Genomic DNA, 16,139 nt, shown 5'->3' on the forward strand with positions numbered 1-16,139 from the left:
TCATGCACGGAAAGCCGAAGCAGCACGACTGGGGTGAGGCGAACCGCGCCTATCTCGTCGAATCGCTCGCTGGCGTGAAGCAGCGGCTCGCCCGCCACGTCGGTAGCAAGGCGCCGGCGGCTGCCGCCCGCGCCGCAACGCCTGCGGACAGCGCGGCGTTTGCCGATACCGCGCCCGCCCTCGACCGCATCACCGACGTGTTCGGGCTCTCCACCTTCGAGCGCGACGTCCTGCTGCTCTGCGCCGGCATGGAGGTCGATCCGGAATTCGCCGCCATGTGCGCGACCGCGCCGGAATGCGCCGGCCATCACTCGCCCAACTTTGCGCTCGCGCTCGCCGTGCTGCCGGACCCGCAATGGAGCGCGCTGTCGCCACATGCGCCGCTGCGGCGATGGCGGCTGCTCGAACTGGGCAATCATCCCGTGCTGACGCTAGCGCCGCTGCGGATCGATGAACGCGTTCTGCATTGCCTGTCGGGAATTCGCCAACTCGACGAGCGGCTCACCGTCATGCTCGACATTCTCCCCGAGGTCGGTGGCATCGTGGCGTCGCATCACGGGGTTGCCGAACAGATCGCCTCGCTGTGGGCGGGCGCGGACGATAGCTCGCAGATTCCGCTGGTGCAGCTGTGCGGCGACCCCGGCGAGTGTCGGCTGGTCGTCGCCGCGGCGGCGAGCCGGCTCGGCTTGCGCGCCGCCGGCATCGCCGCGGAGCTCGTGCCCACAAACATCTCCGATCTCGAGTCGTTCGCGCGGCTGTGGCAGCGCGAGTCGGCGCTGGCCGGTGCGGCCGTCCTGGCGCTCGAGTGGGACGATTCGCTCCCCGAGGGAGACGCGGCGCGGCAGCAGAGCCAGGCGGCTATTCGACTGCTGCAGCGTCTGGAAGGATTTGTCGCGCTGTGCACTCGGGAACCGCAACGCATCCCGCGCCGGAACAACTTCATCCTGGACGTTGGGCATGCCGATGTCGACGAGCAACGTCAGGCATGGGGTCATGCGCTGGGGCCGGCCGCGGCTGGCGTTGCGCCCACGCTTGACGCCATCGCCGCGCAGTTCAATCTGGGCATACCGGCGATTTCCGCCATCGCAAGCCATGCGCTTTCCCGTTGCAGCACGGAGGAGCCCAAGGCCTCGCTGGACGCAACCTTGTGGACGCTCGGCCGCGCGCGGCTACGGGCACGCCTCGAGGGATTGGCGCAACGTATCGACACCGCCGTCGGCTGGGATGATCTGGTTCTGCCGGAGAGCCAGAAGGATACCTTGCGCATGATCGCCGTGCAGCTGCGCAACCGTACCCAAGTGCACGAGCGCTGGGGCTTTGCCGAACGGAGCCGGCGCGGGCTCGGCATCAGCGCGCTGTTCTCCGGCCCGAGCGGGACCGGCAAGACCATGGCCGCCGAAGTACTGGCGCACGAGCTGAAGCTCGACCTCTTCCGCATCGACCTTGCTTCCGTCGTCAGCAAATATATCGGCGAGACGGAGAAGAACCTGCGCCGGCTGTTCGATGCCGCCGAGGAAAGCGGCGCCATCCTGCTGTTCGACGAGGCCGACGCGCTGTTCGGACGGCGCGGCGAGGTCAAGGACAGCCATGATCGCTACGCCAATGTCGAGGTGAGCTACTTGCTGCAGCGGATGGAAGCCTATCGCGGCCTCGCCGTCCTGACCACCAACATGAAGTCGGCGCTGGACCCTGCCTTCATGCGCCGCCTGCGCTTCGTCGTGCAGTTCCCGTTTCCGGAGCAGGCGCAACGCGCCGAAATCTGGCGCCGCGCCTTTCCGTCCGCGACCCCGACCGAGGGACTGGACGCGGAGCGGCTCTCTCTGCTGCGTGTCGCCGGCGGCAATATCCGGCACATCGCGATGAACGCCGCATTTCTGGCCGCGGACGAAGGCGCACCTGTTGGCATGCGTCACCTCGAAGCCGCCGCGCGCAGCGAATACGCCAAGCTGGAACGTCCGTTGACCCGGAGCGAGAGCGAAGCATGGGCCTAGCCGCGCCCGCAGCTGCAACCACCGCGCCGGCGCGCGCAACCGCAGCGCCGGCAAGCGAGGCTGCGCGGCCGCGGATCCGGCTGTTGCAGCGAAGCTGTGACTGCGGCGGCGAGGCCGGCCTATCCGGCAAATGCGAGGAGTGCAGTCATGCCACGCTGCGGCCGCAGCGGGCGACGGGCGCGCCGGCGGCCGGCGGCATCGCCCCGCCGATCGTGCACGACGCGCTGGCAAGCTCGAGCTATTTCCTGAGCTCGCCGACGCGGCGGAGCATGGAAACTCGCCTTGGCCATGATTTCGGTCACGTCCATATTCATACCGGATCGGTCGCGGAAGCTTCCGCCCGCGCCGTGCATGCCAACGCCTACACGGTCGGCAATCACGTCGTGTTCGGCGCGAACAAGTATCGTCCGGGCAGCGTGGAAGGCGACCGGCTGCTCGCGCACGAGCTCACGCATGTCAAGCAACAAGCCGGTGCGGTGGCGACCGCTCCGTTGCGGATCGGTCCAGCCGACGATGTCCACGAACGGGCGGCGAATTCCGCCGCATCCTCCTTCACAGCCCGTTCGCTGCCCGCAGCGCGCCTGCAACGCCAAATCATCCAGCGGCAGGAGGCCGACACGCCAGAGCCCACGCCCGCGCCCGAGCCGCCGCAGCCGGCGCCGCAACAAGAGGCCGACGACAGTCCGGGATTCCTGTGGGGCCTTCTTAAAAAAGTGCTGCCCGAAGCCGCCGTTACCGCGATCCAGGGCATCCGAAACAAGGGCGTGGTTGGCTATTTCCGCGATCGGCTCAGCGGACTGTTCGGCCGGATATTCAACCGGCTGAGTCAAGGCGGGGGTTTCATCGCCGGCCTGCTGCAGACGTTCACCCAGCTGGCTGGAGCGATGCGCCCGATTCTGGCGGCGCTCGCTCACAACGACTGCAAACCGCTGTTTGACGCGATCAGCCAGCTCGGCGACACCCTGCAGCAAATGGCGGGCGAAGCCTGGGACAAGATCAGGGAATTTTTTGCGCCGGTCGGCGAATTCTTCTCCGACATCTGGAAGAAATTCGGCGCTCCCGTCGTCGACTTCCTGAGCGATGTCGCGGGCGACGTCTGGAATGAGATCAAGCTGCTTGCATCGCAGTGGTGGGACTCCGTCAAATCCACCGGCCTGTTGTTCGGTAGGGTCTGGAGCTGGCTGAAAGACCAACTCGGCATCACGGACACGGGTGACAACGAGGAAGGCCTGCTCGGCTGGGTCCAGCGCAAGCTCGGCGAAGCCTGGGACGCGATCAAGGTCAAGCTCGATCCGGTCATCACGCCGATCAAGACGTTCGCGGGAAAGGTGGCCGCCTTCAGTCCGCTCGACACCATCCTGAACCTGCGCGAGCGGGTGCACGAGTGGCTGCATCATGCCGGCGACATGGTGCGCAGCCTGGCCAAGCCTCAGGGCGTCACCGCGGATCAGGCTTCGCTGCGCCAAAAGATCCTCCCGGCCGTGAAAGCCGCCATCGTCGCCCTCGGCGGCAAGATCGCCGATGCCGGTGGCTGGGTCGCCGCACAGATCGGCGGCCTGGTGCAGAACATCACCAACATGATGGACGCGCTACGCGCAAGTCCTATCGTCGGCGCCTTCGTGGGCGGGCTCGGCTGGATCGAAAGCAAAATCCAGGCACTCAGCGAGTGGGTGCAGGGTGGCGTCAAGAGCCTGTTCGCGCTCGCCGGCCAGGGCGTTGCGCGGTTGTCCGCATTCGTCGAGCCGGTGCTCGGCGTCCTGGAAAAGCTGGTCCCGGTGATCGGCAACGTCGTCAAGGTGCTGCCCGATCTCGTGCTCGGGCCGGTGTGGCGGGCGATACCGGAATGCATCCGGAATCCAATCAAGGATTTCATCATCCAGCACATCCTGTCGGCGATTCCGGTCATCAGCACCTTCGTCAACCTTCCGGAGATCTGGGGCAAGATCAAACAGCTGGTGCTGGACTTCCTTGCCACCGTGTTCGTCAAGGGCGATCTCGGCGGCGCCGCCATGATGGTGATCCGCTTCGTGCTCGAGGCGGCCGGCGTGAAGGTCGATCTGTTCTTCTCGGTGATCGGCAAGGCGATCGACGAGGTCGACGAAATCCTGATGCACCCGATGTCCTTCATCAAGAACGTGTTCGGGGCGGTGAAGAAGGGTTTCGACCAGTTTTTCGAGAAGATCGGCACTCACCTGCTCCAGGGCCTGCTGAGCTGGCTGATGGAACCGTTGGCGGATCTGGGCATCAAGCCGCCGCGCGAGTTCACGCTCTCTGCCGTGCTCGACCTGGTGATGCAGATCCTCGGCATTACCGGCGCCAAGCTGCGCAAGAAGCTGGAGATGGTGCTCGGTCCGACAGCTGTGGAAGTGCTGAGCAAGGCGTGGGACTGGATCAGCACGCTGCTGACCAAGGGCCCGGCTGCGCTGTGGGAACAAATCAAGGGCCAGTTGTCGGATCTCTGGGATTCCGTCATTGGCGGCATCGCCAGCTGGATCACCACCGACTTGATCAAGGTTGGCATCAAGAAGCTCGCGACCATGTCAAACCCCGCCGGCGCGATCATCGAGCTGATCCAGACCGTCTATACGACGATCGAGTTCATCGTGACCAAGATGAATCGCATCCTCGCCCTCGTCGATTCCGTGCTCGATTCAATCGGGAACATCATCAAGGGGAACATAGGGCCGGCGGCCAACATGGTGGAGGAGTCGCTGGAAAGGGCTGTTGCGAGTGTCATCGCGTTCCTGGCGGACTGGCTTGGCATTTCCAATCCCGGGGAGGCGATTCGCGGCATCGTCATCAAGATTCAGGCCTCCGTCGACGCAGCGCTGGACTGGTTGGTGAAGCAGGCCATTGCGATTGGCCGGGGACTCTTCGGTGGCGACAAGGACGCGGAGAACCCCAAATGGACGGCGGCCGTCACAGGCGTAAACAAAGAACTGGACGCCATGAAGGACTCGGAAGGTGATGTGGCTGCAGAACAGGTCGAGCCGAAACTTCCGATCTGGAAGTCCACCTATGGCTTCACCGAGCTGACGATGGACGTGCGTGATGGCGAGTTCGAGATCGACGGAGAGATGAGCCCGAAGAAGAAGGTCGCAAAAGCTCACGTCAGCGGAGACGGATCAACCAAGACAAAAGCGATCACGATCCATTGGGTCAAGCCGGCGCTTACGGATTACGAGCCAATTGTGCTCGCGCCCCCGGACGACGTGCAAGCCGCCATTGCTAAGAAGAAGCCTTCTAGCGGGAGGCTGGCTCTCTCCGACCTCAAGAGCCTGAACAGCAGCTTCACGGCCAAGCCTACAACGACCCGCAAGCTTACCAATCTGACGATTGGCGTGGTGAACCCGATTTCGAAAACGAAGCCGGATTTCTTCTTCCAGGCTGCATCGCAAGTCACCAGCGATACACGGAAGAATGCGGTGAACAGGGAGCTTGAAGACTGGGGATACAACCGCAACGACGCGCCTGACGGAACGACTGACGGCGATCATGTCATGGAGAAGCAGCTGGGCGGGCCGGACGAGGAGTCCAACGTCTGGCCGCTCAACTACAGTAAGAACCGCAGCTCGGGATCAACAGTCAAAGGGCAGGTAGACGATATCAAGAAGAAGTTCCAGCTCACCGATCTGAACAATAAATGGATGCACCTGAAATTCTAACCGTTTGACTGGGAGGCCATCGTGTCTCGCGTTTCCTGCATCATGCCCACCGCGAACCGGCGGCAGTTCGTGCCGCAGGCGATCGGCATGTTTCTCGCGCAGGACTATGCCGACAAGGAACTCGTCATCCTCGACGATGGCAACGACGGCCTCGCCGAACTGATCCCCCAGCATCCGCAAATTCGCTATCTCCGCGCCAGCGGCCGCCAGACGCTCGGCGCCAAGCGCAATGCCGCCTGCGCCGAGGCGCGCGGCGACATCATCCTGCACTGGGACGACGACGATTGGTATGCGCCGTCGCGCATCACGACCCAGGTCGAGGCGCTGGAGCGTACGCAGGCCGATATCTGCGGTATCGACCGCGTGCTGTTCATTGAGCCTCGCTCGCGGCAGGCCTGGGAATATGTCTATCCCGGCACCGCGCGGCCCTGGGTCTGCGGCGCAACACTGTGCTATCGCAAATCGCACTGGCGCAGCCATCCGTTTCCCGAGATCACGGTCGGCGAGGACACCCGCTTTGTCATCGCCTCGCAGCAGGCGCGCATCCACGTCCTCTCCGACAACCGCTTCTTCGTGGGGCTGGTGCATGCCTCCAACACCAGTCCAAAACAGATACGCGACCCGCGCTGGCAGACACGACCCTTCGCCGACGTGCGCGCGCTCACCGGAACGGACTGGCCGCGCGAAGCGTCGGCGCGCGCGCCGGCACCCGCCCGTACAGCAGCGGCGTGCGGTCCCGCACTGGTGACGGTGGCATCCGGCATCGGCGACATGATCCGCATCACGCCCTTGATCCGCGCACTGCATCGCCTCGGCCATACCGTCGACGTGCTGCTCGCGCCGGATTGCACGGAAGCCGCAGACCTCTTGCGCGGCGCACCGGAGATCGCCCGCCTGCTGCAAACCAGCGACGTCACCAACGGCCGCAGCCCGCGCGAGGTCCCCGAGCTGCGCGACACCCACTACGCGGTCGCGACCTTCACCGCGTGGAGCGCTCCCCTCGCCCGGCAGGTCAAGGCGGACCGCAGTCTTGCCTTTGCCCGCGCCGATTGGCTGTCGAGGGGTGATAGCGCCTGCGCCGGCGACATCGCCCGCAAGCTCGGCTGGGAGGGGCCGCTGCCCGAGCCGTTCGCGATGTCCTCGCAGCGCGACTTTGCCTTGCCGCCGGGAACGGTCGCGCTTCATCCCGGCTGCAAGCCGAACTGGCCGTGGAAAAAGTGGCACGGCTTTGACGCTCTGGCGCATCGCTTCGACCATGTCGCGGTGATCGGCACCGCCGCGGATCTGGACAATGCGCAGACATATTTCGACCGGGCGTTTGTCTGGCCGGAGCACGCCCGCCTCTATGCCGGAAAACTTTCCCTGCTCGACACTGCCGCGCTCATCCGGCAAAGCGCCGCCCTCGTCGCAAACGATTCCGGCCTGATGCATCTCGGAGTCGCGCTGGAGGTGCCGACGTTCGGCATCTTCGGCATCACCAGTCCCGAACGCGAGGCGATCCCGTCACGGAACATGGTGCCGATCAGCAAGGGCCTGCCTTGCGAATCCGCATGCCGACAGGGTCCATGGGGCCGGCGCGATTGCCAACATCATCTCGAGTGTCTGAAAATGCTGACTGCAGACGAGGTGCTGGAGCACGTCAGGAAGGTCCTGCCGGACCGATTGCCGCAACGCACCGCCCGTCCGCCGCAGGACGGAACGGCGATCCGGCTGAACTACCACGGCGAGGTCTCCCATTGTTCCGGATATGGCGAAGCCGCCCGCGCCTATGTGCGCGCGCTGCACGAAGCCGGAATACGGGTGGCGGTCACCGACACCGGCGGGCATCCGGACCGCGTGCCCGATGACCTCGTGAGGTCGTTGATCGGCAACGACGCCAGCGCCGACTTCAACCTGTTTCACGGCATTCCACCCTATTGGGCGCGCAGCGCCTCCCGCGCGTCGAACGTCATCGCGATGACCGTGTGGGAAACCGACACCATGCCGCCGGCCTGGCGCAATCCCCTGCTGCGCGCCATCGATGTCTGGTTGCCTTGCCAGTTCAACGTCGAGGTCTTTGCCCGCGGACTTGGCCGGCAGCCCTTCTGCGTTCCGCATCCCGTTCCCACGGCCGCGCCGGCGACCGCCGGCGCGATCGACTGGGGGACAATGGGAATCCGGGATACGGATTTTCTGTTCTACGCGTGCTTCGAATGGCAGGACCGCAAGAATCCGGCCGGCCTGATCGAGGCTTTCCTGCGTGCCTTTCCGTCGGAGACCGACGCCGTCCTGCTGCTCAAGACCGGCGCCAATGCCGCCTCCAGCGCCGCAGGGGCGCTCGCGGAAGCCCAGCGGCGCTGGCCGTCGGCAGCACGCATCCTGCTGCGCGCCGAAGCCTGGAACGAGCAGCAATTGAGTGCGATGCATGCGCGCGGCGATTGCTACGTCTCCCTGCACAAGGGCGAAGGCTGGGGATATCCACTGTTCGAGGCGGCATCCCGCGGCAAGCCCGTGGTGGCAACGGCCTATTCGGGTCCGCTCGACTATCTCGATCCGGAACGGCACTGGCTGGTGCGGGCAAACCCCGCGCCGGTCCGCCAATCCTACCAATTCTATTCGCCGTCGATGCACTGGGCCGAGCCGAACCTCGACCACGCCGTGGAAGGATTGCGCTGGACCCAAGCCAACCGGACGGCCGTCCGCACGGCGGCGCAAACCGCGGCGGCCTCGCTGCAGTCGCGATTCTCGCAGGCGCGCGTCGGCGAGCTCGCGAAGTCCCGGCTCATCGAACTGCTCGCACGCACCGACCGCTCCCGCGCCAATGCGATCCGCACCCGGGATGACATCGGAGCACCGCCGGTCCCCATCCCGGCCGGTTGGTACGATGCGGATTATTTCGAGACCGGACGCAAGAGCAACTGGCGGTCTGGCTACACCTGGCCCCTGTTTCGCGGCGTCTTTACCGATGCGGCCGCCTTTCTCGCCGAAACATTTCCGGAAGCGGAGAGCTTTCTCGACGCCGGCTGCGCCAAGGGCTTTCTGGTCCGGGCGCTGCGCGAACGGGGCTTGCAGGCCTGGGGCTTCGATCACAGTCCATGGGCCATCGAACAGGCCGAGGCCAGCACCCGCGACTATCTGTCCCTCGCCTCCGTCGAAACCGTAACCTTCGACCGCACCTTCGACGTGCTCGTTGCGATGTCCTTGCTGGAGAGCCTCACCGAGGACCAGCTGCGGACATTCCTCGAACGCGCACGGGGCTGGACGCAACAGGCGCTATTCGCCGTGATCGCGAGGCCGCATTCGACGGGTGATTCCTCTCATATTACCCTGCGCGACCGATCGTGGTGGTGCGAGCGATTCCGCGAGGCGGGTTGGCGCAAGGATGCGTTGCATCGCCAGTTCGAGCGCACCGTGCAGGGACACCCCACACCGCAACGAATGGATTGGGACCTGCACGTCTTCTCACCGCATTGATGACCGAGCTCTTTCTCGCAGGAAGTGCGCAATGCCCTTCACCGTCGTTCCCGTGATCCTCACCTGCGAGTCCAACCTCGAGGTAACAGGCCGATTTGTAGAGAGCTTCTCAGGCGTTAAGCATGCGCTCAAGCCACCGATCGTGCTCGTCGACCAGAGCAAGTCACCGAGACTATCGGGAGAATATCTGGCCCTGCTGAACTCGCTTGGTCCGGACTCCCTATATGTTCATCCTGCCGAGCCTGGATTATCACGATATGATTCGGTCCAGCTTGCTTGCAGCGAACGTCGCACTCGAAATGGCCTGGCGGCACAGCGATGGAGATCAATACATCCTATTCATCGAGGACGACGTGGTGTTTTCCTCGAAGTTCGCTCACATGGTAACCAACACCTATCTCGGACCGGAGACCGGATTTCTCACACTCTACCTGCCGGGGCACGGCTATCAATCCCACATAATCGATCCCACCCACTTCTACGGCACACAGAGTATCCTGTTTACACGCAAGGCGGTGGGTGAGATCGTCGCCGGCCGCGACGAGATGATGACTACCTTTTTGCCTGGCTACGACATCAGGTGGAGTCGATTTCTCGCGCACAAGGGCTACGTTCTCTATTGCCGCGATCGATCCTACGTCCAGCACTTGGCAGCGAACTCCAGGCTCCACGACCACGGCCGGTCGCACGCCTCGGCCCTCTTTGAGCCATGACTCGCACCGCCCTTCAATCAGGCAACCGCACACATAATTCCCGGGAACGGGTGAGCCCATGGATATTTCCGCGATCTATGATCAACACTTCTTTGAGATGCACGCGCCCTGGCGCCAAGAGTATGACGCAATCGCCGATGTGCTCGCGCGCTTTCTCGAATTCTCCTCGGAGCTTGACCTCGGATGCGGCAATGGCTTCCTCATCGATCGTCTCGCCCGACGGCACGGCAAGCACATCACGGGCATCGATGGATCGGAGCACGCGTGGCACTCAGCTCCCGACGCCATTCGATCCAGATTCATCATCGCCGATCTGACAGCGCCGCCCCGGCTCGAAGCCCACGACCTGGTGATCTGTTCCGAGGTCGCCGAGCATCTCGCTAAATGCCACGCCGAAATGCTGGTAGACAATATCCGCCGACACGCATTGCGATCCGTATTTTTCACGGCGGCGACGCCCGGCCAAGGCGGCCTTCACCACGTAAACGAGCAACCCCACCGGTACTGGATCGCCAAGTTCGACGAACGAAAATTTCACCTCGATGATCAGGCGACGCAGGCCATTCGCGGCGCGCTAAGGCGAGTTCTGGACAAGACATGGTGGTTCGCCGACAACGCGTTGGTGCTGCGACCACTATCCGCTGTTGGCTCGCGAGCGGCAGGGGAGGAGCAGCATGCAGTCGACCGAGCCCAATGAGCGACCAACTGTCCTGGTGCACGTCGCATCCGGCATCGGCAACATCGTGCTGGCGACCCCATTGCTGCTTGTGCTGCACGCCAACGGCTACATCGTCGATCTGCTCGTTGACGGCGACTATCCCGAGACCGCCGAACTGTTTGCCGGCTGGGACATCCTTCGCACCATCTACAACGGACGCTCGCGCCGGCATGCGCTGGACGGCCACGACATCACCATCGCGGCCATTCCCCCGTTCTATTGGCGCGGCTATGCCGGCCGCTATGGCCGCGCGACGAATTGCGTTGCACGCCCTCCGGATGCGCTGTTCTATCGCAACGAACAGGCCTATTACCTGGAGTTCGCGCGTGCACTCGGCATCTGCCTTGAAACACCGCCCTGCTATCGACTGCCTGCGGATCGATATCCTCCTGCCGAGCTTCACCCTCGCACGATCGTCCTGGCGCCCGGCTGCAAGACCGGAGAAATGGCCGCGAAGCGGTGGCCTCACTTCGTGGCGCTGGCGGATCGGCTCGAGAACGTCGCGGTGGTAGGGACCATCGACGACCTGCAGGGATGGAACGGATCAAGGATGAGCTTCTCTCCCCATTGTCGCATGCTGGCTGGCCAACTCTCGCTCTGCGAGACGGCGGGCGTACTGGCAGGCGCCGCAGTCGTCGTCGCCAACGACAGCGGCCTCGGTCACCTGGCGGCTGCGCTCGGTACGGCCACCATTATGCTGTTTGGTCCCACTCCGGATGAGACGCTGGGCCCGTTACCGCCCAACGTCACCGTGCTCCGGAGCGGCCTTGCATGCGAGCCATGCTGGTTCACATCGCATCGTTTCGCGGCCTGTCGGCGAGGGATCGATTGCCTCGCGGCCATCACGGTCGATACCGTCGCCGCGGCAATTGGCGCAGCTTGCACGCGTCAGTCTCGCATACGCAGGTGGCCTGCTCCCGGATTTCACCGTCCGGAAAGACGGAACTTTCGAAGTCCACCAAGACAAGGTCGGCACCGTATCCAAGTCGCCTAACCCGCTTGAAGGACCGCCGCACGTGAAGGGAGAGACACCAATCCCGGCCGTCAACGACGCGATCGACAAGACGGATAAGGCGGCACATCTGCCGCAAGAGGCGGCTAAGGCCGTAGCCGACGTGCTGGAGGCGGAAGCCAAGAAGAAGATCGATGAGTTCGTCGCGAAGTTCTGGGCGAAGGTTGAGGCGAGAGGAAGTGCCGTGCACGAGGCGGAACCGTTAAGTCGGACGCTTGACGATGACACGCGGGCCAGATCGATTTCGACCGCAGAAAGGGCGATCTGCTTCATCGCCTTGCGCTCGCGGTCGAGGTCGGTCTGCATTTCCGAGAATCTCTCAACGATGGCCTCAACCCGGTGCCGAAAGCGAGCACCAGTCAAGTAGGTTATCCTTTGTGCATCTCGCTCACGTAGGCCGCCAAGAGTGTAAATCGGCGCGGGGTCCGGACCCCGATCAACGCCGTAATACCCTGACTTATTTCATATCGGAGGGGTCAGGTTTCGGCGTCGATTCACACTACCGTTTTCGGATGCGACCAGTTGACCCGACGGGCAACTCAGCAAAAACCTGTCCACTTGCCGGTCCACCGCCACTACTCCCGGAGCTTTTCGGCCTGCGCGCTGACATCCCATCGAGAAACTTCAAGATGACGATGTCGTTCCGCCGCAACACCGATCCATCGCTGCCAGCGAGCCACACCGCGGAGCTAACGTTCATCCTGACGCCTGATTTCGCTGGCGGCGGCATTGCCAGCGTGCCGGGCATCCTCATGAAATCCGAGGAGCAGGCGCGCGGCAGGTGTTTGTAGATGGAAACCATTTCTCCAATGCCTGGTGGGTCTCTATCAGGCGCGGGCAGGAGCCTTTTTTAAGGTCGTGGTGAACCACGATGGAGAAGAGGTTTTGGAGTTCGGACCCGTGAGCGATCATGAAGCACAGAAGCTTCTTGAGAAGCATGCAAACCATTTGGTCGAAAAGTACTTCGATGTGATCGAGGACGGCAGCGCAGAACGTCGCTTCCAATCAATTTGGCACGTCGAATCGAAGAAGCCGCAGAAAAGAAGAACGCCTCAGTCAATGCTTACGTGATGCGTGGGAGATTCGTCCGAGTTCGCAGTTTTATTGTAAGCGCTGTTCAGCGGCCACCTACCGGATGACGGGGCAATCTGCGAGTCTGCGGTTTGTTTGAACCGTTAGGCTTAGAATGNAATTCTGCCGGAGGTATCGTATCCACCGGGCCACGTTTTACCGGCGGTGCGCGGAGGGCAAAGGGCCGCGCGTCGTGAAGATCGGCAAATGCACCCGCATCAGTGAGGCTGCCGCGGCTGACTGGCTGACGGCACTCGAGTCAACCGTGACCGGTGCGTTATGACCGAGCTAAACCAAGCCTGTGAGCATGCCTATACGCTGCTCCGAGAGCACATCGAACGCTATCGTCAGGAAATCGTAGTCGAGCCGACTGCGTGGCGAGCGCGCTGCAAGGAGCTGGTCGAAAATCTCGACTGGCTCGAATTCTGCCGTAGCCATCCGCTCACTCCAGCTAACAAGCCGACATAAACGAAACGGCCCCGGATCAGAACTGATCGCAGGGCCGCGGACGTGTTCGTGAATTGCTTGGCAGCTTTTACGTATCACATTCCGCGATTTTTGCAATCTGATTTTGCTTCGGGGCTCCACGAGTAAGGAGCTACCCGATGAGTTTGCTTGAACTTGACGAAACCGAACGCCTCGCGACGCCGGTCGCAATCGAGGCTCTGCGCGATTTGATTGAATGGTGGTGTGGCGGTCCTGAGCCGGAAATGTCGCCGCCGCTTTGCCTCGGCTGGGACATGCACCGCCAATGGCCGAACGAACAGGGCTTCGCCCTTTGGCGCGATTTGATGCACGAGTACGAGCCGCCTGGCTATATACCCGGCATCCACGAGCCCCTGACGATGGAGCAATACGAAGCTGCCCTCGTTGACGAGTGGCAGCAGTTCGATCGCGAAAAACACTGGACTGATTCACTGATCATCGATGTCCTGGCCAGTGAGAAGGAGCGCGGTTACGAGCCCTGCGGCGACGCCTGGGAGCGGACAGAAGCCACTCTGAACGAGCTGGCCGCGAAGGTCGGTGCGAAACGTGCAGCGGCGCAAACCGAGCGAAATGCGCGCGAGGCAAGCCGCCTTAAATGGCTCGACCGGTATTTCGAATTGGACGATGCCGGCTATGCCAAATGGCTCGCGGACGGCCGCCCCGACGGCGACGGGCTAAAATATGAGCGCTGGACCGAACGCCACTTCCACGAACATTTAGATAAGGCAAAAGCAATGCCCGTCGTCCCTTTCCCGAAACAGCCCGCACCCACGAACCTGATTCAGTCCTCGGGCCAATTCGTCCGCGATTTCGTCCCGCCTGACTACGTTATCGACCGGATATTTCAGCGGCGGTTTTGCTACTCGATGACCGCCAAGACAGGGGGTGGCAAGACCGCAGCGGCCATGCGTCTCGCCGCACACGTAGCGACGGGACGTTCGATCGGGAACATCGAAGTGGAAAGGGGCACGGTGATTTACGCGGCCGGCGAGAACCCGACGGACGTGCAGGCGCGGTGGCTCGGCGTGACCCAAGAGATGGGAATCGACCCGGAGACCGTGGACGTGCATTTCATCAACGGTGTGGTGAAGATTTCGGAGAACGTCGCGAACATCGAAGCCGAGGTGGCAGCGAAGAAACTGCAACCCACCCTGGTCATCGTCGACACGGTCGCCGCGTATTTCGAGGGCGACGACGATAACGATAACGTTCAGATGGGCAACTATGCGCGATTGCTGCGCTCCATGACGAACCTGCCCAGCGGGCCGTGCGTGCTCGCCCTGGCGCATCCGACCAAGCGCGCGGCCGATGACGACCTGATCCCAAAGGGCGGCGGGGCGTTTCTAAATGAGGTTGACGGCAACGTTGCCTTGCGGCGGAACGGCCAGGTGATCGCCTTCGAAGCCCTCGGCAAGTTCCGTGGCCCGTCGTTCGAGCCGGTCCATTTCGAATTGGTGACCGTGCAGCACCCTAAGCTACGGGACACCAAGGGGCGCGCCATCCCGACCGTCGTTGCGCGGCCGGTCTCGGATTTCGGCATTGTGGAGCGTGAGCGGGCGAACGAGCGGGACGAGGATGCGTTACTGAAGGCCATCGATCAGCATCCGCGCAAAAGCCGCCGCGATGTCGGCAAGCTGCTCGGGATGAGCGACAGCCGCGTGTACCGGCTCGCGCAAAAGCTGGAGCAACAAAAGCTGATCCGTCCAGAGCGCAGCGGTTGGACGTTGACCGGTGCCGGCGAGCGGGAGCTTAACGCCATGGATTCGCGTGGTTCAGGGGTGAACCAACCACCGCTGCCGCCAGCACGATTTCCTGGCGCAAATTAAGCGAACCAAGGGGTGAACCAAAACCGAACCAAGAGAGGCAAAAACCCCTTGGATATCAAGCTGGTTCACCTGAACCACTCAGTGAACCACGGACGATACGATGGGGGGCATTTATGCCCCATCATCGTCTGGTTCGGTTCACCCATATCCCTATAGGTGAACCAGTGAACCAACGAGCGTGGTCAACTTGGAAGTGAATTGGAAATCGCAGCGACAGGGTCATTTTGCGCCGCCGACGTAGGCTTCACAATCGTTATCGCCGGGCCCAGCCTATCAAGAAGCCAGTGGCCTTGTTTCTGAAGGCAGAAAGGGTAGGAGCCGCGAGCACACCCCGAAGCGGATCCATAATCGCGATGTAGTCGGTATTGTCCCGCTGAATGCCATAAGCGACGACTACATGAGCTGGATTTTTCCCTTTCATTACTATGTAGAGATGGTTCCCGGACGTCTCCACCAGAGGAAACATCTTTTCGTATACATAGTCGAACGTGAGGTCGGCTCTGTCGATTTCCTCGTATTCCATGTTGATCGAGAGGCTGTTTGCCATCTCATCGAAGTACGCAAGATCGAGCGCATTTCCATTGCAGTACATCTGAAACATTTGGATGATTGAGCTATATGACCAACTGACCCCGCGAGTGGCTTCAAGCCAGGAGCTAAGGGCGCAAGCCCAACATACGGGCGCTGAAACTTCGTCGTCGCCAGTTCCTATCGATGGTTGCTTCACAATTCGGGGTTTCGATAGACGATACGTGACCATCTGATACCCTCATTTCCGACAGCATGATCCTTTGCCGGATCAAAGCCTGTGATAATGTGTCTTCATTGTTGCTGCTAAGTTCAAGCGCGCGCAAGAATTGTATTGCGGCCGACCCGTCGCGGGACAGTTGAACCATAAACAATTGCCTGCGTGAGACCCGAAGCCGTTCTTCAATCCGCGCCACTTCTTCGGCGTTGTCGCACTTCGTTTCGATCGCTTTCAAACGCGCTCACGATATTTAATCACGGGGTCTGAATTTCAACTGCTTGCATTGATTTGCATATTTGATGTGAAACCGAAACTTCACTTTCGGGGGCCACTTTAGGGCCACATGGCGCAATTCGCGTCGGATTTTTGCAGATGAAAACGGGACCTAAATGCACCGTCTGCGCTCATGACGAGCGTTGGCGGATCGAACTGTTGCGTGCAGGCGGCGCCTCACTC

Annotated in this window: 11 protein-coding genes and 1 pseudogene; 10 read left to right on the forward strand and 2 right to left on the reverse strand. The window is 62.2% G+C overall.

The window, feature by feature from the left end:
• Positions 1-2: 2 nt before the first annotated feature.
• The 9 genes and pseudogenes from XI09_RS05775 (at position 3) to XI09_RS05815 (ending at position 12,623) form a co-directional block, all read left to right on the forward strand.
• Positions 3-1,991, forward strand: coding sequence for an ATP-binding protein (locus XI09_RS05775; protein ID WP_271566012.1), 1,989 nt, complete (start codon positions 3-5; stop codon positions 1,989-1,991).
• The gene (locus XI09_RS05780) at positions 1,982-5,656 is read left to right on the forward strand and encodes an eCIS core domain-containing protein (protein WP_271566013.1); all 3,675 of its coding nucleotides are present in this window, start codon (positions 1,982-1,984) and stop codon (positions 5,654-5,656) included. The genes XI09_RS05775 and XI09_RS05780 overlap by 10 nt, the downstream gene beginning before the upstream one ends.
• A gap of 21 nt (positions 5,657-5,677) precedes the next feature.
• Positions 5,678-9,109, forward strand: coding sequence for a glycosyltransferase (locus tag XI09_RS05785; RefSeq protein WP_271566014.1), 3,432 nt, complete (start codon positions 5,678-5,680; stop codon positions 9,107-9,109).
• Positions 9,110-9,333: 224 nt separating this feature from the next.
• Entirely contained in the window at positions 9,334-9,822 is a 489-nt protein-coding gene (locus XI09_RS05790; protein WP_271566015.1) for a hypothetical protein, read from the forward strand.
• 58 nt (positions 9,823-9,880) lie between these two features.
• Positions 9,881-10,519, forward strand: a complete 639-nt coding sequence (locus XI09_RS05795; RefSeq protein ID WP_271566016.1) for a class I SAM-dependent methyltransferase — start codon at positions 9,881-9,883, stop codon at positions 10,517-10,519.
• The gene (locus XI09_RS05800) at positions 10,497-11,534 is read left to right on the forward strand and encodes a glycosyltransferase family 9 protein (RefSeq protein WP_271566017.1); all 1,038 of its coding nucleotides are present in this window, start codon (positions 10,497-10,499) and stop codon (positions 11,532-11,534) included. Before XI09_RS05795 ends, XI09_RS05800 begins: the two co-directional genes overlap by 23 nt.
• A 22-nt stretch (positions 11,535-11,556) precedes the next feature.
• On the forward strand, positions 11,557-11,919 hold the full coding sequence (locus XI09_RS46015; RefSeq protein ID WP_271566018.1) for a hypothetical protein: 363 nt from the start codon (positions 11,557-11,559) through the stop codon (positions 11,917-11,919).
• Between the two features lie 229 nt (positions 11,920-12,148).
• A pseudogene (locus XI09_RS05810) lies at positions 12,149-12,331 on the forward strand (hypothetical protein); the annotation flags it as partial.
• 37 nt (positions 12,332-12,368) lie between these two features.
• Positions 12,369-12,623 carry a hypothetical protein gene (locus XI09_RS05815; protein ID WP_271566019.1) on the forward strand — a complete coding sequence of 85 codons (255 nt, stop codon included), beginning with the start codon at positions 12,369-12,371 and terminating at the stop codon, positions 12,621-12,623.
• Positions 12,624-12,911: 288 nt separating this feature from the next.
• Here XI09_RS05815 and XI09_RS05820 read toward each other — a convergent pair whose 3' ends face one another.
• Positions 12,912-13,061: a hypothetical protein gene (locus XI09_RS05820; RefSeq protein WP_271566020.1), complete on the reverse strand. Its 150-nt coding sequence runs from the start codon at positions 13,059-13,061 to the stop codon at positions 12,912-12,914.
• A gap of 167 nt (positions 13,062-13,228) precedes the next feature.
• Here XI09_RS05820 and XI09_RS05825 point away from each other — a divergent pair, with 167 nt between their 5' ends.
• A complete protein-coding gene (locus tag XI09_RS05825) occupies positions 13,229-14,935 on the forward strand; it encodes an AAA family ATPase (protein WP_271566021.1) in 1,707 nt (568 codons plus the stop codon).
• Positions 14,936-15,188: 253 nt separating this feature from the next.
• On the opposite strand, the gene XI09_RS05830 is transcribed toward XI09_RS05825, so the two are convergent.
• A complete protein-coding gene (locus tag XI09_RS05830; RefSeq protein WP_271566022.1) occupies positions 15,189-15,695 on the reverse strand; it encodes a papain-like cysteine protease family protein in 507 nt (168 codons plus the stop codon).
• Positions 15,696-16,139: the final 444 nt, after the last annotated feature.

This window comes from Bradyrhizobium sp. CCBAU 11386 (assembly GCF_028128955.1).
Classification (GTDB): domain Bacteria; phylum Pseudomonadota; class Alphaproteobacteria; order Rhizobiales; family Xanthobacteraceae; genus Bradyrhizobium.

Coding starts and splice junctions, on each gene's coding strand:
- XI09_RS05775 (WP_271566012.1), top strand. CDS start 3: ATGCACGGAAAGCCGAAGCAGCACGACTGGGGTGAGGCGAACCGCGCC.
- XI09_RS05780 (WP_271566013.1), top strand. CDS start 1,982: ATGGGCCTAGCCGCGCCCGCAGCTGCAACCACCGCGCCGGCGCGCGCA.
- XI09_RS05790 (WP_271566015.1), top strand. CDS start 9,334: ATGTTCATCCTGCCGAGCCTGGATTATCACGATATGATTCGGTCCAGC.
- XI09_RS05795 (WP_271566016.1), top strand. CDS start 9,881: ATGGATATTTCCGCGATCTATGATCAACACTTCTTTGAGATGCACGCG.
- XI09_RS05800 (WP_271566017.1), top strand. CDS start 10,497: ATGCAGTCGACCGAGCCCAATGAGCGACCAACTGTCCTGGTGCACGTC.
- XI09_RS05820 (WP_271566020.1), bottom strand. CDS start 13,061: ATGGCTACGGCAGAATTCGAGCCAGTCGAGATTTTCGACCAGCTCCTT.
- XI09_RS05825 (WP_271566021.1), top strand. CDS start 13,229: ATGAGTTTGCTTGAACTTGACGAAACCGAACGCCTCGCGACGCCGGTC.
- XI09_RS05830 (WP_271566022.1), bottom strand. CDS start 15,695: ATGGTCACGTATCGTCTATCGAAACCCCGAATTGTGAAGCAACCATCG.